Source organism: Devosia ginsengisoli (genome assembly GCF_024707105.1).
In the GTDB taxonomy this organism is placed as follows: domain Bacteria; phylum Pseudomonadota; class Alphaproteobacteria; order Rhizobiales; family Devosiaceae; genus Devosia; species Devosia ginsengisoli_A.
On sequence record NZ_JANQAJ010000011.1, the window covers coordinates 551308 to 569754 of the forward strand.

Below are 18447 nucleotides of genomic sequence, written 5' to 3' on the forward strand. Positions count from 1 at the left end.
TAACCTCCCCCTGAAAGGGGGAGGAATCCGGCTGGTGGGCGGGTGGGATGGTGCCCCAACCACCATGTCATCCCCGCGAAAGCGGGGATCCATCCTGAGATACTGACGCGCACTCGGTGGACATGCGATCCACCTTGCGGCTGTGGCGCGATCTCAGGATGGGTCCGGCTCAAGGCCGGGGTGACATCGGGGGGTGGGATAGTGCCACTTCCACCAGCCGTCACCCCCCTTGCAAATGTACTAACTAGTTCGTACTCTTTGTCGCAAACGGGAGGCTGCGCCTTGAAAACCTCGATTGCGACCGTGTCGATCAGCGGCGATCTGCGGGAGAAGCTGGAGGCCATTGCGGCGGCAGGCTTCGATGGGGTGGAGATTTTCGAGAACGACTTCCTGGCCTATGACCGCTCGCCGCGCGACGTGGCAGCGATGGTGGCGGACCTCGGGCTTGATATCACCCTGTTCCAGCCGTTCCGCGATTTCGAGGGCTTGCCTGAGCCGCAGCGGAGCCAGGCCTTCGAGCGGGCGGAGCGCAAGTTCGACCTGATGGGCGAACTGGGGACCGAGCTCATGCTGGTCTGTTCCAGCGTGTCGCCGCTGGCTTTGGGCGGCATCGATCGGGCGGCGGCCGACCTGCGCGAACTGGGCGAGCGCGCAGCCCGACGCAAGCTGCGGGTCGGCTATGAGGCGCTGGCCTGGGGGCGGCATGTGAATGACCATCGCGACGCCTGGGAGATCGTGCGGCGGGCGGATCATCCTAGTATCGGCATCATCCTCGACAGTTTTCACACGCTGGCGCGCGGGATCGATGCCGATTCGATCCGTTCCATCCCCGGCGACAGGATTTTCATCGTGCAACTGGCCGATGCGCCGCGCATCGACATGGACCTGCTCTATTGGAGCCGCCATTTCCGCAATATGCCGGGCGAAGGGGACCTCGATGTGACTGGCTTCATGCGGGCGGTGGCCGCTACGGGCTATAGTGGCCCGATTTCGCTGGAAATCTTCAACGACCAGTTCCGCTCCGGCTCGCCCCGCACCATTGCGGCGGACGGGCATCGCTCGCTGGTCTACCTGATGGATCAGGTGCGCAACAGCGAACCGGACATCGCCATCAATGTGCCCGTGCTGCCGCCGCGCGTCGATGTGCATGGCGTGGCCTTTGTCGAATTCGCGGCCGACGAGGCCGAGGCGCAGGCGCTGGCGGGCCATCTGCGCCGGCTCGGCTTCCGGCTGACCGGGCGGCACAAGAGCAAGGCGGTGGAACGGTTCACGCAGGGCGAGATCAATATCGTCGTCAATACCGAACGCGAGGGGCTGGCCCATTCGGCCTATCTTATGCATGGCACATCGGCCTATGCGTTGGGGCTGATGGTGGATGACGCAGCGGCCACGGTGGATCGCGCGCGGGCTTTGGGGGCGCAGCTATTCAGCCAGCGCGTCGGGCCGGACCAGCTCAGTATCCCGGCCATTCGCGGCATTGGTGGCGGAGTGATCTATTTTCTCGATGAGAAGAGTCCGCTGGGGCGGGTCTGGGATATCGAATTCGAGCCTGTGAGCGACCCCGATCCGGGCCGGGAGGCCGGATTGCGACGAGTCGATCATGTGGCGCAGACCATGAATTACGAGGAGATGCTGACCTGGATCCTATTCTATCGGTCCATCTTCGTGGCCGAGAAAAGCCCAATGGTCGATGTGGTGGACCCATCGGGGCTGGTGCGCAGCCAGATCATCGAGAACGCAGCGGGCTCGCTGCGGCTGACGCTCAATGGCGCGGAGAGCCACCGCACGCTGGCGGGGCATTTCATCGCTGAAACCTTCGGTTCCAGCATCCAGCACCTGGCTTTCGCCAGCGACGATATTTTCGCCACTGCCGATGCCTTGCGGAGCAATGGCATGAAGACGCTGGAGATTTCGCCCAATTACTACAGCGACCTACAGGCGCGTCACGGCCTCGCGACCGAGCTGATCGAGCGGCTGCGGGCGGCCAATATCCTCTACGACCGCGATGCCGGCGGGGAATTCTTCCAGCTCTATTCGACCAATGTGGGCGAAGGCTTTTTCTTCGAAGTGGTGCAGCGGGCGGGCGACTACCGCGGCTATGGCGCGGTCAATGCGCCCTTCCGCATCGCCGCACAGAAGCGCAGCCTGCCGCCCGCCACCATGCCGCGGCAGTAGGTCATTTCGCTTCGTCGCCCCTCTCCCCTTGAGGGAGAGGGTGGTTCTTCCGCGTTCAGCGGAAGAACCGGGTGAGGGGTGCCGCGCTCGCTCATGCTTCAGTGCTCGTGGATGGCTCGACACCCCTCATCCGCCCTTCGGGCACCTTCTCCCTCAAGGGGAGAAGGGGAAGAAGCCCGGGCGCTGAGGAAGAAATCGATAGCTACAGCGTGGCCAGTTCGCGGTTGCTCAGGGCGCCGCGATAGCCGTTCCTGATCTCCAGTTTCCGCTCGAGCGCTTCGATGACGCTCATGGGGAAATCGACTTCGTACATCTGGCTGAGATTGTTGAGTCCGCCCGGGGTGAAGACGTTGATCTCCAGCAGCTTGTCGCCAACGATGTCTAGGCCGACGAGGAACATGCCGTCCTGGATCAGCTTGGGTCGCACGGTTTCGGCGATGGTCAGCATGGTGTCTGTGACCTCGATGGCCTCGGCGCTGCCGCCGGCATGGATGTTGGAGCGGATTTCGCCCTTGGCGGGCGCGCGGCGGAAGGCCGCGAATTTACCCTCGCGCTGCAGGGGCTGGCCATTCATCAGGAAGAAGCGCACGTCGCCTTCCGATGCCTCGGGCATGAAGCTCTGGGCGATCAGATAGCCCTCCTCGCTCACCGCCTCGAAAATCTGCTTGATGTTGGATTCCTTGGGCGAGGCGATCTTGAAGACATTCTTGCCGCCCGAACCCTGCAGAGGCTTGAGGATGACGCCCTTTTTCTGCTGTTCGATGAAGCTGCGGATTTCATCGAGACTTTTCGCGATCAGCGTTTCGGGACGCACCGAGGCCGGAAAATCCTGGAAATAGAGCTTGTTCTGCGCCCGGGCGAGACCATCGGGATCGTTGAGCACGATGACGCCGCGCGCGGCGGCCAGGCGTCCGAAGACGGCGCCGACATGGGCTGCCCAGGGGCGGTCGGCCGAATCCTCTGAGGGGTCGTTGCGCAGCAGCAGGATGTCGATCTCGGAGACATCAAGCGTCTCGACCTTGGTTTCCTTGCCCTGCAAATCCTTGAACAGGGTTTCGGCCTTCTTGTAATTGCTCGCCGGCAAGGTCAGGGCGCGCACCGACAGGCTGTCGTCGGGCCGCAGCACGAAGTCGCCGGGGGTCAGGTAGCAGATGTCATGGCCGCGGGTGAGCGCGGCCAGGGCCAGGTGGGTGGTGGAGTAGTTGGCTGTTTCGCCGTCGATCGAATTGACGAGAAATGCAATGCGCATGGGGTGACGCTCCTAATTGGCCGACATTTCCAGGGGGGTAATGCCGGCATAAGCCGCCTTGAGCCGCTTATCGGCCTGGGGATGAGAGAGAAACTGGGGCAGCAGGCGCGGCGCCTTGAGCAGGCCGCGGGTATTGAGCTCCTGCATGACGCCGAAATGGGTGGCTGATATCTTGCCCATCCAGAATGGATCGAGCGAGCCGCCGGCCCGCAGATGGGCGAGCACTTCGAGCAGGCCGCGGAGATAAACCGCGTCCTTGGGCAGGCCGCCGCCGCGATAGACGCGCAGGGCCAGGTTGAACGCCGTGGCATCCGAAAAGCCGAACTCACGCACCAGTCGGCGATAGCATTCGACGAAGCTGGCGCCGTCGAGCATGTCGGCGCAGGCGACGACGCGCGCCCCGATGAGCCGCAGCCGGGCAATGGTCATGCCGCCGACGAGATATTCGGCCAGCACGGCCAGCCCCTCCTGCACGCCCTCATAACCGGCGAGGCCCGAGCGGAAGAGGCGCAGACCCTGGGCGGAGCCATTGAAATAGGTCAGCAGATGCACGCCGACTTCGTGGCTCAGCAGGGCTTCGACGCGCTGGCGCGCCATGGTCGTATTGCGCGAAATCAGCAGCCGCCCGCCTGATACCATCAGGCCCGAGGGCAGGTCGTCGCGCAGTTCGACACTGGCGGAAAAGCCGCCATAATCGCCGGCATAGGTCTTGATCATCGCGCGGGCGCGGCGCTCCACGAAGGCCACGTCGGCATCGTCGCCATCGCCCCGGCGCTTGCCGCGGCCGGGTTTCGTTTCGGCGAGAATGTCGGTCGCGGCCTTGAGCAGGCTGGCCTCGACCGGCCCATAGAGCGCCCGGCCGAATTCGACATAGCGCGGCGTTTCGCGGGCGGCGAGCAGCGACAATTGCAGGTCGAGCTCCTGTTGCTTCTCGCGATAGAGTGTGGTCAGCACCGGGTCTTCGAAATGATCCAGTGCGATGGAGAACAGCGCCTTTTTCTGCCTAGATATATCGATGGTGAGCGGGCGGTAGAGAAAGCGGGGCGCGCGCTCGCCGCCATTTTCGGCGAATTCAGCCCGGACCGCCAAGGCATTGATCGGCGTCACGGCGAGCAGGAAATCGAAGGATTGCGCTACATCGTCGATGGAACGGTCGGCGCGGGTCACCGCATCGACGAAGGCCCGGCGCCCGAGGGCGCGGTGGGACGAGAGGGCCAGGCTCCCGGTAGCATCGACAAAGGTGGCGACCGCGCGCAGGCCGGCATCGACGATATTGGCGACCAGCCGCTCGAGCAGCTCGGGATAGACCGCGTCCGATTCCGGCACCCGGTAGATGGGCGCAAAACGCACCGTCAACGAGGCCAGGCCGGGCAATTGACGGGCCAGCTTCGCGGCCGGATCGTCGGCGATTTTTGGCCGGGCGATCTGGGGCGCCCGATATTTTGCCTCGGCCTGTTCGGCCGCGGCCGAAAAGGCCAGCAATGCCTGCTTGATCGGGCCATTGCCCGAGGCCGACACGCTCATTTCGAAGGGCGGCAGATAGTCGGCGTCGCTGGCCAACAGGTCGCGCGCCAGCTCGCCGATATCGAGCAGGATAAAGGCGCCGAACCGCGCCGTCATCGCCTCGGCGACCAGCTTGATGATATCAGTGGCCGTGCCGAGATTGCGGACCAGCAGGTAGGACGAATTGGCAGTGACGACATCCAGCGCGGCCGGTTCGCGACGGCGCCCGACATGCACGGCGAGGAATGGCAGAGGCCGGTCGATATGCAGCCGCTCGCCCCGACCGAAATCGCGGCGAATGGGCTCGCCAGCCTCCAGCGCCTTGGCGAACTCGGCCAGCAGCTTGTCATCGGCCGTCGTCATGCGGACGCCTTGAGACTGTCCAGCAGCACGGGCAGCGACGCGGTGATCATGGCGCGCATGGCTTCCAGCGCCTCGATATCCGGCTCGCCGGTCCACTCGTCCATGAAGAATTTCTTGAACTCGATGGCGATGGCGCAGCCGCTATCGGGGAAATTGGCATGGACGAAGCGAGTCTGCTCGCCCCTGCCCTCAAAGGCGATGTTTTCGCGCACATCCATCGGTTGGCCGCGGAAGGAGAAGCCGCGCAGGCTTTCCATGAAGGGATCGACGACATGGGCCCAGCGGGCGCGATCCATGGAGATCGTACCGATATTGATCTGCGGCGCGTCGGCTTCCGGCGTCGGATCGCCGTCGGGACCATTGCGGCGATGGTTGTAGCTGTGGATGTCGAGCAGCACGAATTGGCCGTGCTCCGCCGCTATGGCGGACAGCATCTGGTGCAGCATCGCGTAATAGGCCGCGTGAACGTCCAGCGAGCGCTTGACCAGCGCGTCTTCGGGCCGCTGCGCCCAGATATCGAGGCCCCAGGCCTGCTCCGGGCGCAGATAGACAGCGCCTTCGGCATCGCGGTTGAGGTCGATCTCGAAGCGCGAGCGATGAAAGATGATGCGGTTGGGGACGTCGCGCACGGCGTAGGCGGTGAAAGGGTCTTCCTCACGCAGGCGTCCGGCGGCATCGAGGCCCATGATGGCGGCCACTTCGTCGCGCAGGGCATGGCCATTGTGGATGGCGGTACCGATCAGCGGCGAGGCCGCCCGGTCGACGGACCAGAGGGCGTTTCTGTCGATCGCGGCAGTGAGATCACTGGCGCTCGGCGAGATATGCGACGGGGTGTAAGTCATTGGACGCTTTTGCCTTGGGGCCCGAGAACGGGCGACGCCACAGTAACGGGCCATCGGCGATGGCAGTTCCCGAACTGCGACGCGTCAGGCGTTGGCGGGCTGCGCTATGCGGAAGTCTTCGCTGCGTGTGAGGCCGGCTTCGTAGAATTCGACAAGCCTGATATCGATGGTCCCTGCCATGTCCTGGCAGCGCGTCAGCAGCGCCTCCGCATCCGCGCCATCGGCCCAGGCGGCCAACAGGGCGTCATGCGCGGCGGCGAGCGACTGGAATGCTTCGGAATTCGCCAGATCCGCATCACCCACCAGCAGGTGGATCGGCTCGGGCTGGCTGATGCCCTTGAGCACGACGGAACCGGCGGCGAGAAAAGCCAGTTCGGACGCAGCGGCGCGGGTTTCCGCGGTGACCAGAATGTCGTAGCCAACACGCCGGCAGGCGCCTTCCAGCCGGCTGGCCACATTCACCGTATCGCCGATGCAGGAATAGTCGAAGCGGGCTTCGAAACCCATATTGCCCACCAGAGCAGGGCCGGTGGAAATGCCGATGCCGATGGCGACGGGCTCGGCCTGCTGCGCGTTGAGCACGCGCAGGGCCGTCCGCATGTCCAAAGCTGCCTCGCAGGCATGGCGGGCATGGCGCGGCACGTCGACTGGGGCGTTCCAGAAGGCCATGATGGCGTCGCCCATGAATTTGTCGATCGTGCCGTGATGGGCCACGATGGCCGCGCCGAGCCCGGCGAACAGCCGGTTCAGCATGGCGACCAGTTCGGCCGGCGCGGTGCGTTCGCTGAGCGCGGTGAAATTGCGCACATCGGAAAACATCACCGTCATTTCACGCACGTCGCCACCCAGCTTGAGCAGGCCCGCATTGGCTTCGATCTGGGTCAGCAAAGCCGGCTCGACATAGTGGGCGAAGGCCCGGCGGATGCGGCGCTTGTCGGCGTCGGTCACGGCGAAGCGGAAAAAGGCCATGGCGGCATAGGTCACCAGCGCGGCGAACAAGGCAAAGCTCGGGTCGAGCAGGAGGCCGAACTGGCTGAAAGCCAGCCAGCTTCCGGCCGTCGCCACGGCCGCGATCGCCAGCGAAAACAGCAGCCCCACCAGAGGCCCGGTCAGCAGCAGGACCAGCACCACCGCCAGCCCGCTCACAGCGATGATCAGCAGTTCCAACCCGCCGACCCAGTCGGCCCGGTGCAGGAAAGTGCCGGTCAGCATCTGCTCCAGCGCCTGCAAGTGGATGGAAACCCCCGGCACGGCTTCGCCCAAGGCACCGGCGCGTATATCGAGCAGACCGGCCGCCGAGGCGCCGACCAGCACGATATGGCCCGACAGCAGTGGGGCCAGTCCGGCATAATCCGCGCCCAGCAGTTGCGCGGCCGGGACATAGGTCGAAGCCGGCAGGTCCCGATAGTAAAGCCACATATCGCCGCTCGGGCCGGTCGGCACCTCGAACTGGCCGACGCGCAGGCCGGTGACCGTCCCGGCCCCGGCGGAATCCCCCAGCACGACCAGGGTCGAAGCACCCTGCGCCACGCGCAGAGCCTCCACCGCCAGCGTCGGCACTGGCGCCGTGCCGTTGGACCAGAGCAACGGCAGGCGCCGCGCCACCCCTGCCCCTTCGCGGTCGAGGCTCGCTACGCCCAGTCCCGTGGCCGCCTCGGCCAGGACCGGCAGCGGTGCGGCGACGCCGTCAAGCGTCGGCAGGCTGGGCAGTATATCCGCGCCAGTCATGGCAAAGCCGGCCTTAGGCGCCGGCGCCGCGCTTCCGGCCACGGCCCGGCTCATCACCAGGATCGAGGGGCCTGTCGTCAAGGCATCGGCGAATTGGGCATCGTAGTCCTCGCCACTGCCGGTAATGGACGAGGGCGACAGCCGATCGGGTTCGGAAAACAGGATATCAAAGGCGATGGCGGCGGCGCCCAGCTCGGTCAGCCGGCTGGCAATCGTGGCCATGTCGTTCCGCGACCAGGGCCATTGGCCGATGGCGGCCAGCGAGGCTTCATCGATATCGATGATGCGGACCGGCAGGTCCACCGGCGCGGGGCGCGGCCTGATCTGCTGGAAGGCATCGAAGGTGGTTTCGCGCGCCACGCGCACGGCATAGGGATCGGCGGCGCGCAGCAGGATCAGCGCAATGACGACCGCGGCGCCAAACAACAGTGCCGCCAGCCGCCGCGTCAGCATGGCTCAGTTCATCGGTGCAGAGGACAGGGCGCGGGCCAGGGGCACGCTGGGCCGGCAGCGCAGGTCGCGGCGGAAATCGGACGGCGACATGCCGGCGATCTTGCGGAACGACTTGTTGAATGCACTGAGTGAACCAAAGCCGCTATCCATCGCTACCTGCAGCACATTCGCATCGTCTTGCATTAGCAAGGCCTGGGCGTAACTGAGCCGCATGAGGTTCACATAATCGTTCAGCGTCATGCCGGTCGACTTCTTGAACACGTTCATCGCGTATTTCGGATGGATGTCGGCGGCCAGAGCAATGTCGGTCGAATCGATTTCCTCGCGGAAATTGTCGGCGATGAAATCGCAGATGCGCACCACGATGGGCGAGGAATGGTGGTCCAGCCCGTCCACCGCCTTCACCACGGCTTCCGGGCCGGGCAGCAGCGCATAGGGCTCGAAACGGACGCGCTCGATGCGCAGCAGCAGTTCGTCCACCGCCATGCCTGCCTTCATCGGGTCGCCCGAGCGGGCATATTCGTTCCAGCGGGCGAAATTGTAGGGGTCGGCAGCATCGGTCGCCTGGGTGATCAGCGTCGCCCCCTGCATCAGCCGCGATTGCACGTTCTGCGGCAGGCGCAGGCGGAAGAAATGCACCAGCGGCAGGTGCCCGCCGGCATAGATGAGGTCGTCGGAAGCGTCGTCCAGGCAATGCGGCAGACCCCCCAGAACAGGGCCATGTCTCCGGCATTGAAGCGAACCTGATGGCCGCTCATGCGGTAATGCGCCCAGCCGCGCACGATGTAGTTGACCTCGACCTGAGCATGCCAATGCGCCGACCGCATCAGGAGCGGCGAGGTATGGAACATGTTCATTTCCGTCGGCAGGCGCTCTACGCCATTGGTCCCCGGTTCGTAATAAGCCCTTTCAGTCATCTTACTTTCCGCCAACTCCGCATGCCCATTGTGAGGGACGCCACGTGCCAGACAGATAGCTTAGGTAGCGCTCAGAGGAAGAGCAAACGAAAAGGGAGGACTAAGACTATGACTCGCAATGTCATGCGGTGGACCCGCACGCTCGCTATCGCCCTCACCGGTATCAGCATGGCCAGCGTCGCCGCTGCCGCCGCCGAACTGACGGTCTGGTGCTGGGACCCCAATTTCAACATTCCGGCCATGGCAGATGCCGGCGCGCGCTACACCGCAGCGCACCCGGACACGACCTTCAACATCAACAATGTCAGCCAGGACGAGATCAACCAGAAGCTGCAGACCCAACTGCTTGCCGGCGTTTCCGATGGCCTGCCCGATATCGTGCTGATCCAGGACGACAATATCCAGCGCTTCCTGCAGTCCTTTCCCGGCTCCTTCGTGCCGCTTTCCGATTCCATCGACATGTCGAAATTCGCCGACTACAAGGTGGCGGCCGCGACCTATGAGGGGAAATCCTATTCCCTGCCCTTCGACTCCGGCGTGACCGGACTGTTCTACCGCTCCGACTATCTGGAAGAAGCCGGCTACAAGCCCGAAGACGTCCAGGACATCACCTGGAACCGCCTGATCGAGATCGGCAAGGACGTACTGGAAAAGACCGGGCACCAGCTCATCGACATGGACTACAATGATGACGGCCAGATCATCATGATGATGCAGTCCACCGGCCAGTGGTACCTCAAGGACGGCAACGAGCCGAACATCATCGACAATCCGGCGCTCAAGGCTTCGCTGGAAACCTTCCAGGCAATGGCCCAGTCGGGCCTCATCAAGCCGGTTTCGGACTGGACGGGCTATACCGGCGCCTTCACCTCGGGCGAGGTGGCCATGGTGCCACAGGGCGTCTGGATCACCGGCACCATCAAGTCCATGCCCGACCAGGCCGGCAAGTGGCGTGTGGCGCCACTTCCCGCGCTCGACGGCGTCGATGGCGCGACCCACTATTCCAACAATGGCGGCTCGAGCTGGTACGTGCTGGCCTCCTCCGAGCATCAGGACGAAGCCATCGACTTCCTCAAGACCGTCTGGGCCGAGGATGTCGATTTCTACCAGGGCATCCTGGTGAACCAGGGCGCCGTAGGCTCGCTCCTGGCCGCTCGTGACGGCGATGCCTACAAGGCCAGCGACCCGTTCTTCAACGACGAGCCGGTCTGGCAGAACTTCTCGGACTGGCTGGCCCAGGTGCCAGCGGTCGACTACGGCACCTTCACGCCCGAAGCACGCCTGGCCGTGCGGGCACAACTGCCCAATATCGCCAATGGCGGCGATATCGACCAGGCCCTGCAGGCCATCGACGCCCAGTTGCGCCAGCAGATGCAGTAATTTCCAACAATGGGGCGGGCTCCGGCCCGCCCCGATCCGCTGGAACCATTGCATTTGATCGGAGGGGGCATGGCGCAGACCCGTTTGGACCGTAACGAGCAGATCAACGGCTGGGCATTCGTGATGCCGGCACTGGTACTGCTGGGCATCTTCATGATCTATCCCATCCTGTGGTCGCTCTGGATGAGCTTTCAGGTCGGGCGCGGCAACAATTTCTCCTTCGGGGGCCTGGCCAATATCCAGCGGCTGGCCAATGACGCCCTGCTGGTGCAGGCGCTGACCAACACCATCATCTTCTTCATCATCCAGGTGCCGATCATGATCGTTCTGGCGCTGCTGTTCGCAGTGGCGCTCAACGATGCGACACTGCGCTTCCGCGGCCTGTTCCGGACCATCCTGTTCCTGCCCTGCGTGACCTCGCTGATCGCCTATTCCAGCCTGTTCAAGTCGATGTTTTCCAACGACGGCATCATCAACCAGGCCCTCATGTCGCTGCATCTGGTCAGCGCACCCATTCCGTGGCTCACCGATCCGTTCTGGGCCAAGGTGGTCATCATCTCCGCCATCACCTGGCGGTGGACCGGCTACAACATGATCTTCTACCTGGCGGCGCTGCAGAACGTCGACAAGTCGATCTATGAAGCCGCCCGCATCGACGGCATTCCCGGCTGGGCGCGGTTCTGGAACATCACCGTGCCGATGCTGAAGCCGGTGATCCTGTTCACCACGATCCTGTCGACCATCGGCACGCTGCAACTGTTCGACGAGATCAACAACATCACGCAGGGCGGGCCGGGCAACGGCACGATGACCCTGTCGATGTATATCTACAACCTCACCTTCCGCATGATGCCCAGCTTCGGCTATTCGGCCACGGTCTCCTGGGTCATCGTCGCCATTGTCGCCGTGCTCAGCATCATCCAGTTCATGATCGCCCGCGACCGCAGGAGGGGGGCATGAGCCTTTACATGCTGCGGCGGACGGGGGTCTATCTGTTCCTGTCGCTGGCCGCGTTCCTGTCGGTTTTCCCCTTCTTCTGGATGGCGGTCGGCGCCACCAACAAATCGACCGAAATCATCACCGGCAAGATGACTCCGGGCAGCAATCTTGTGGTCAATTTCCAGACCCTGCTGTCGCAGGTCGATCTCTGGCGCGTCTTCGGGAACTCGTTCCTGATCGCCATCGTGTCGACCATCCTGACACTCGCCGTCTCATCGCTGGCCGGCTACGGCTTCGAGATTTTCCGCTCGCGGGTGCGCGAAAGAATCTTCCAGCTCCTGCTGCTGTTCCTGTCGATCCCGTTTGCCGCGCTGATGGTGCCGCTTTTCGTCATGATCTCGCGGGCACAACTGACCAACACCTTCACCGCGGTCATCCTGCCCACCATCGCCTCGATCTTCATCCTGTTCTACTTCCGCCAGGCGACGAAGGCCTTTCCGAGCGAGCTGCGCGATGCGGCGCGGGTCGACGGACTCAAGGAATGGCAGATCTTTCTCTTCGTCTACATGCCGACCATGCGCTCCACCTATGCAGCCGCCACGATCATCGTGTTCATGAACGCCTGGAACAACTATCTCTGGCCGCTCATCGTGCTGCAGACGCCGGAAAACAAGACCATCACGCTGGTGATCTCGGCGCTCACGGCCGCCTACACACCCGATTACGGCGTCATCCTGCTGACGACCGTGCTCGCAACGCTTCCAACCCTCGTCATTTTCTTCGTCCTGCAGCGCCAGTTCGTGCAGGGCATGCTGGGGGCCGTCAAATGAGGGACATGAAATGAGCAGCCTCAGCCTCAAGGGTATTCGCAAGTCCTACGGATCGCTGGAAGTCATCAAGGGGGTGGACCTGGACATCAAGTCCAAGGAATTCGTGGTCTTTGTCGGTCCCTCCGGTTGCGGGAAATCCACCCTGCTGCGGATGATCGCCGGGCTGGAGCACATCACATCAGGCGAGCTCGACATCGGCGGCACGCGCATGAACGATGTCGAGCCCTCCAAGCGCGGGATCGCCATGGTGTTCCAGACCTATGCGCTGTATCCGCACATGACGGTGCGGGAGAATATGGGCTTCGCCCTGCGCTTTGCCGGCGTCGCCAAGGACCAGATCGCCCGGCAGGTGGGGGATGCGGCGCGCATCCTGGCGATGGAGCCGCTGCTCGACCGCTTCCCCAAGGAGCTTTCGGGCGGGCAACGCCAGCGCGTCGCCATCGGCCGCGCCATCGTGCGCAATCCACAGGTCTTCCTGTTCGACGAGCCGCTCAGCAATCTCGATGCCGAATTGCGCGTGCATATGCGCATCGAGATCGCGCGGCTGCACAAGGAATTGCAGACCACCATCATCTACGTGACCCATGACCAGGTCGAGGCGATGACGCTGGCCGATACGATCGTGGTGCTGCGCGACGGCATTATCGAGCAGGCCGGGCGGCCGCTCGATCTTTATGACGATCCCGCCAACCAGTTCGTCGCCGGCTTCATCGGCTCGCCCAAGATGAACTTTTTGCCCGCCACCATCGTGGACAAGGCCACCGGCAGGATCACGGTGGAACTGACCAACCACGACAAGGCCCGCCTCACCCTGCCGGTCACCAGCGGCGTGGTGGGCGATCCGGTGACGGTCGGCATACGCGCCGAGCATTTCGGCATGGGTGGCGCGGGCGATATCGACATCACGCTCGATGTGGACGTGGCCGAGCATCTGGGCTCGACCAGCTATGTCTATGCCAGCGCCGGCGGCGAGGCGCTGGTGGTCGAGCGCGAGGAATCGCGCCACGAAAACGGCAATGAACGCATCACCGTCTCGATCAGCGCGGACAGGACCTACATCTTCGACGACAAGGGCCACCGCCTGCGCTGACGAACCAACCAGACCATAAGAAGACCTCGTGGTGAGCCTCCTGAGCTTGCCGAAGGGCGAACCACGAGGTCGCCATCACAGATCGTGCCACGACCTCGTCCTTCGACAAGCTCAGGATGAGGTCTACTGATAGGACATAAAATGACTTCCAAAATCCGCTGGGGCATTATCGGGCCGGGCAGCATCGCCAAGGCCTTCCGGGGCGGCGTCGCCGGCAGCCAGCATGGCGTGCTGGCCGCCATCGCCACGCGCGATCCCAATAGGCCTGGTCTGGCCGAGGACTTTCCCGGTGTGCGGGTGGTCCATGGCTACGACGCCCTGCTGGCCGATCCGGAAATCGACGCCGTCTATATCGCCGTGCCCCATACCGGCCATGCCGAATGGGCCATCAAGGCGGCGGAAGCCGGCAAGCATGTGCTGGTGGAAAAGCCCTTCGCACTCTCGGCCTTCGAGATCGACGCGGTATTCCATGCCCATCGCAAGGCCGGCACCTTTGCCGGCGAGGCCTTCATGTACCGGCTGCATCCGCAGGCCGCCCAATTGGCCGAGCTGATCCGCTCCGGCGCTATCGGCGAGGTGCGCATGATCCAGTCGAGCTTCGGCTTCTCCATGGGCAAGTTCCAGCCCGAGCATCGGTTGTTTGCTTCCAAGCTGGCCGGTGGCGGCATTCTCGATGTAGGCGGCTATCCGGTCTCGATGGTCCGCTTCATCGCCGGCCAGGCCATGGGCAAGCCCTTTGCCGACCCGGTCAAGGTACGCGGCACGGCCAAGCTCAATGCCGAAGGCACCGACGACTGGGCGGCCGCCATCCTGACCTTCGAGAATGGCATTGTCGCGCAGGTGTCCTGCGCCGTCATGGCCAATCTCGACAATGTGCTGCGCATCCACGGCTCAGAAGGCCGGATCGAAGTGCCCGACTTCTGGTTCGCCAATGGCAACCGCGACCAGGGCCTGGGTCGCATCGACATCATCAAGGGCGGGAAGACCGAGACGGTCAGCGTCAACGAGACCCGCCACGTCTATTCCTTCGAGGTCGATGCCGCGGCCGAAGCCATCTTCGCCAAGCGGCAGGAACTGGCGGCGCCGGGCATGAGCTGGGCCGACAGCCTGGGCAATGCCCGCGTGCTCGACGCCTGGCGCAAGGATGCGGGCGTGGAATACTCGGTCGAAAAGTCCGCGAACCGGGTCAATACGCTCGCCAATCGCAAGCTCGGTCCGAACGAGGGCGTCATTCCCAAGCGGAGCATTCCGGGCCTCGACAAGCACGCGTCGGCTGTGGCCCTGGGCTTCGAGGACTTCCGCACCTTTGCATCGGGCGCCATCCTGCTCGATGCCTTCTGGGAAAAAGGCGGCAATATCTTCGACACCGCCTTCGTCTATGGCGCCGGCTATACGGAAAAGCTGTTCGGCGAATGGCACCGCAATCGCGGCACGCGCGAAAGCGCGGTGCTGATCGGCAAGGGCGCGCACAGCCCGCTCTGCTATCCCGATGTCATCGCCAAACAGCTCACCCAGTCGCTCGACCGGCTGCAGACCGACTATGTCGACGTCTATTTCATGCATCGCGACAATCTCGATGTGCCCGTGGGCGAATTCGTCGATGCCATGGATGCGGAGGTGAAAAAGGGCCGCATTCGCGGGCCGTTCGGTGGCTCCAACTGGACCATGGAGCGGTTCGACGAAGCCGTGGCCTATGCCGAACGCACGGGCAAGACCAAGCCGATGGCGCTTTCCAACAACTTCGCCCTCAGCGAAATGCTGGTGCCGATCTGGGATGGCTGCGTTACCTCCTCCACCGACGCATGGAAGGCGTGGCTCAGGGACAAGCAGGTCACCAATTTCTCCTGGTCAAGCCAGGGCCGCGGCTTCTTTACCGACCGGGCCGGCCGCGACAAGACCGACAATGAGGAACTGGTGCGCTGCTGGTACAATGACAAGAACTTCGCCCGCCGCGACCGCGCCATCGAACTGGCCAGGCAGCTCGGCCACAACCCGATCCATGTGGCTTTGGCTTTCGTGCTGACGCAGGATTTTCCGAGCATCCCGCTCATCGGCCCGCGCACGCTGGGCGAGCTGGATGACAGCCTCAAGGCGTTCGAGATCAAGCTGACGCCGGAACAGGTGGCCTGGCTGGACAGGGGGTAAGATCGGAGTCAAACACCCCCACCCTCATTCCCTCCCCATCAAGGGGGAGGGAAGCCTGTCCGGTGGCTGTGAAACTTCGAGCGAAACCCGGAATGCGGTCATGCGCCTCCCTCCCTTGATGGGGAGGGATTGAGGGTGGGGTGGAGTCACGAACACCGACTTATCCATCTTCTCCCCCCGCCTGAAACCACGCGCATACTCCTCCCCATCACCCCGCGCGGCGGCCTGCAGGCGAACAGTGGCGGGGTGGGCCGGGTGGGGGCTTTGCCTCTCCCGCAGGTTCGAGTCCGGGCGGAAGCGTGTGCGCGCCCCCCGTACAGTTCCAAAAACCGGCACCCCGAGACGGCTTCCGTCTCACTATTAAATTACTCATGGGCGAAAGCCGTCTCGGGGGCCGCCCGCTGCCGTCTTGGCATGCGGCCTGTCACGATAACCGCAATCCAGGCGGCGCTTCCGCATGAACAAAATTTCTCCATCGTTCAGAAAGGACGCACAGTTACACCTTTGTGTCTACTTGCCCCGATCCGGCCCCTGCCCTATGTTCGTCGGCGTCGGACGATTGTCCGGCATTGTTCTCAGGGCGGGGTGCGATTCCCCACCGGCGGTAAAGGCGGCGACGCCAAGCCCGCGAGCGCCTTCGGACCACAGGTCCTTGGGGTCAGCAGATCCGGTGTAATTCCGGAGCCGACGGTATAGTCCGGATGAAAGAGAACGGGACCAACGCTGCTTGTCGGCGTCCGCAGCTCATTTTGGGCCGGGCGCAGGCACTGCGCCACTTCCCGTAACCCTGAGGAAACTGGTTACGGAAAGGACTTTTAATGAGCCAGGTTTCCTCTCTTCCCCGCAATGGCGCCGCAACGGGCGCCTTCTTCATGATCGTGGCAAGCCTTGCCTTTGCCGGGAGCAATCTGCTGCAATCGGCACTGCCGACCCCGGTTGAATATGGCGGCTTCGGCATGAGCTCGACCGGCATGGCCTTCTGGCAATATGTCATCGCCTCGGTGCTGGCCCTGCCGCTGATCCTGCGTATCGGCCTCGGCAATCTGCGCACCAGCCACCCGATCACCCACGAAATCCGTGCCTTTGCCTCGGCGCTGGGCGTGCATGTCTTCGTCTATGGCTTCGCCACGGGCGTGCCGATCTGGCAGATGGTGACCCTCTTGGCCACCGGCCCGCTCTTCATCATCCTCGGCTCAACGCTGTTCCTCGGCGAACGTGCTTCGGTCGCCCGGATCGGAGCGGCTCTCGTGGGTTTTGTCGGTGCCATCATCGTCTCGGGCGTCGGCGCCGAAGGCCTGACCTCGTCGACGTTGGTGCCCGTCATCGCCGCCGCCCTCTGGGCCACGACGGACGTGCTGACCAAATATCTCAGCAAGCAGGGCGAGAGCCCCGAAACGCTGACCATCTCGCTGCTCGTGCTGGTGACGCCGAACCATCTGCTGATCCTGCTCGCCGTCTGGGCGCTCGGCATCGGTGCACCGGGCCTGCTGCCGGCGGGCCTCGCCGACAACGTCTTCGCCCTGCCGGGCGGGACTGCCCTCCTGCTGCTGGTGCTGCTCGGCGCCCTCACCGCTGCCGCGCAATACCTGCTGGCCGTGGCCTACAAGGCGGCGGATGCGACCTATCTGCAGCCCTTCGGCGACCTCAAGGTGCCGCTCAGTGGCCTGCTGGGCTGGTTCTTCCTGTCGCAGGTGCCGTCCGTCTGGTTCTGGCCGGGCGCTGCGCTGATCCTGGCGGCCTCCACCTTCATCTTCTGGGTGGAATCCAACCAGCGGCGCACGCTCAGCATGGCCTGAAGCCCCGCTGCTCCCGGTATCTGCCGGGAGCAGCCTGTCCCCTGCCCCAACGGCCTGGTAATTGGCGGCCGTTCCACACACGGAACAAAATTTCCATTTTTTCTTGATCGCGGGCGTGGATTGAGGATTATGGGCCGGAAGCCGGAGCGCGCCAATGTCCGAGATCACAGCCAAAATCACCCCGCCGCAGGATTTCGATACTTTGCGCGCCGCGATACTGGAGCGCCGGGGCGAATTGCCCAAGCGGCTGACCCAGGTGGCGGCCTATGCGCTGGACCATCCTGACGACATCGCCTTCGGCACGGCGGCCAGCATTGCCCTGTCGGCCGATGTGCAGCCCTCCACGCTGGTGCGCTTCGCCCAGCAATTCGGCTTCGACGGCTTTTCCGGCCTGCAATTGCTGTTCCGCGCCCGGCTGCGCGAACGCACCTCGTCCTATGAGGAGCGCCTGCGCGCCTTGGAGCAGGATGGCGCGGCTCTGGCGGAAAGCACCACGATTTTCAACGGCTTCATCGCTGCGGCGCACCGCTCGATCGATACGATCGCAGCCGCTGTGGAGCCCGATGCCTTCGAGCGCGCGGTAACGCTGCTGGCCAATGCCGAAACCATCTATCTCATCGCCAAGCGCCGCTCCTACCCCATCAGCAGCTACATGGCCTATGCCTTCGGTAAGCTGAAAGTGCGCTGCCAACTGGTCGGCACGTCTGCCGGCATCGACGATGACCTCTTGGCCATGGCGACGCCCAGCGACGCTGCCTTTGCCATCAGCTTCTCGCCCTATGCCTCGGAAAGCGCCGCGCAGGCCCGAGCCCTCGCCGCGCGGGGCATTCCGGTGGTGTCGCTCACCGATTCCGCCTTTTCCCCGCTCGCCGAATGTTCGCGGGAATGGTTCGAGGTGGTGGAGGCCGACCATGCCGGATTCCGCTCGCTTTCGGCCAGCATGGCCTTTGCCATGGCGCTGACGGTGAGCATTGCCGAGAAGCGGCGGCGCGGATAAGCCACAGTCACGCCGAGTTCCACAATTGGAATGAACATTC

12 protein-coding genes, 1 pseudogene and 1 riboswitch are annotated in these 18447 nt (G+C 63.8%); of the genes and pseudogenes, 8 read left to right on the forward strand and 5 right to left on the reverse strand.

What is annotated here, in order from left to right:
- Window positions 1–282 precede the first annotated feature (282 nt).
- Window positions 283–2175 (forward strand): bifunctional sugar phosphate isomerase/epimerase/4-hydroxyphenylpyruvate dioxygenase family protein, encoded by a 1893-nt coding sequence (locus tag NVV79_RS16740; protein WP_303991531.1) that lies wholly within the window; start codon window positions 283–285, stop codon window positions 2173–2175.
- A 202-nt stretch (window positions 2176–2377) separates the two neighbouring features.
- Here the strand turns inward: NVV79_RS16740 and NVV79_RS16745 are convergent, their stop codons facing one another.
- From NVV79_RS16745 to NVV79_RS16765, 5 genes and pseudogenes are all read right to left on the reverse strand, one after another.
- The gene (locus tag NVV79_RS16745; protein WP_303991533.1) at window positions 2378–3424 is read right to left on the reverse strand and encodes a glutathione synthetase; all 1047 of its coding nucleotides are present in this window, start codon (window positions 3422–3424) and stop codon (window positions 2378–2380) included.
- A 12-nt stretch (window positions 3425–3436) separates the two neighbouring features.
- On the reverse strand, window positions 3437–5290 hold the full coding sequence (locus tag NVV79_RS16750; RefSeq protein WP_303991534.1) for a flavohemoglobin expression-modulating QEGLA motif protein: 1854 nt from the start codon (window positions 5288–5290) through the stop codon (window positions 3437–3439).
- On the reverse strand, window positions 5287–6132 hold the full coding sequence (locus NVV79_RS16755) for an N-formylglutamate amidohydrolase (RefSeq protein ID WP_303991535.1): 846 nt from the start codon (window positions 6130–6132) through the stop codon (window positions 5287–5289). The genes NVV79_RS16750 and NVV79_RS16755 overlap by 4 nt, the downstream gene beginning before the upstream one ends.
- 84 nt (window positions 6133–6216) lie before the next feature.
- Window positions 6217–8313, reverse strand: a complete 2097-nt coding sequence (locus tag NVV79_RS16760; protein WP_303991536.1) for a CHASE2 domain-containing protein — start codon at window positions 8311–8313, stop codon at window positions 6217–6219.
- A gap of 3 nt (window positions 8314–8316) precedes the next feature.
- Window positions 8317–9230: pseudogene (locus NVV79_RS16765) on the reverse strand (helix-turn-helix domain-containing protein).
- A 108-nt stretch (window positions 9231–9338) separates the two neighbouring features.
- Here NVV79_RS16765 and NVV79_RS16770 point away from each other — a divergent pair.
- The 7 genes from NVV79_RS16770 (at window position 9339) to NVV79_RS16800 (ending at window position 18407) form a co-directional block, all read left to right on the forward strand.
- Entirely contained in the window at window positions 9339–10610 is a 1272-nt protein-coding gene (locus NVV79_RS16770) for an ABC transporter substrate-binding protein (RefSeq protein ID WP_303991537.1), read from the forward strand.
- A gap of 69 nt (window positions 10611–10679) precedes the next feature.
- Window positions 10680–11570, forward strand: a complete 891-nt coding sequence (locus NVV79_RS16775) for a carbohydrate ABC transporter permease (protein WP_303991539.1) — start codon at window positions 10680–10682, stop codon at window positions 11568–11570.
- Window positions 11567–12379, forward strand: a complete 813-nt coding sequence (locus tag NVV79_RS16780) for a carbohydrate ABC transporter permease (protein ID WP_303991541.1) — start codon at window positions 11567–11569, stop codon at window positions 12377–12379. The genes NVV79_RS16775 and NVV79_RS16780 overlap by 4 nt, the downstream gene beginning before the upstream one ends.
- A gap of 10 nt (window positions 12380–12389) precedes the next feature.
- Window positions 12390–13469, forward strand: a complete 1080-nt coding sequence (locus NVV79_RS16785) for an ABC transporter ATP-binding protein (protein ID WP_303991543.1) — start codon at window positions 12390–12392, stop codon at window positions 13467–13469.
- A gap of 141 nt (window positions 13470–13610) precedes the next feature.
- On the forward strand, window positions 13611–15614 hold the full coding sequence (locus tag NVV79_RS16790) for an aldo/keto reductase (RefSeq protein ID WP_303991545.1): 2004 nt from the start codon (window positions 13611–13613) through the stop codon (window positions 15612–15614).
- 567 nt (window positions 15615–16181) lie between these two features.
- Window positions 16182–16331: riboswitch (FMN riboswitch) on the forward strand.
- Window positions 16332–16432: 101 nt separating this feature from the next.
- Window positions 16433–17410 (forward strand): DMT family transporter, encoded by a 978-nt coding sequence (locus NVV79_RS16795; RefSeq protein WP_303991547.1) that lies wholly within the window; start codon window positions 16433–16435, stop codon window positions 17408–17410.
- A 154-nt stretch (window positions 17411–17564) separates the two neighbouring features.
- Complete coding sequence (locus NVV79_RS16800; RefSeq protein WP_303991549.1) at window positions 17565–18407, forward strand: MurR/RpiR family transcriptional regulator; 843 nt, start codon at window positions 17565–17567, stop codon at window positions 18405–18407.
- Window positions 18408–18447: the final 40 nt, after the last annotated feature.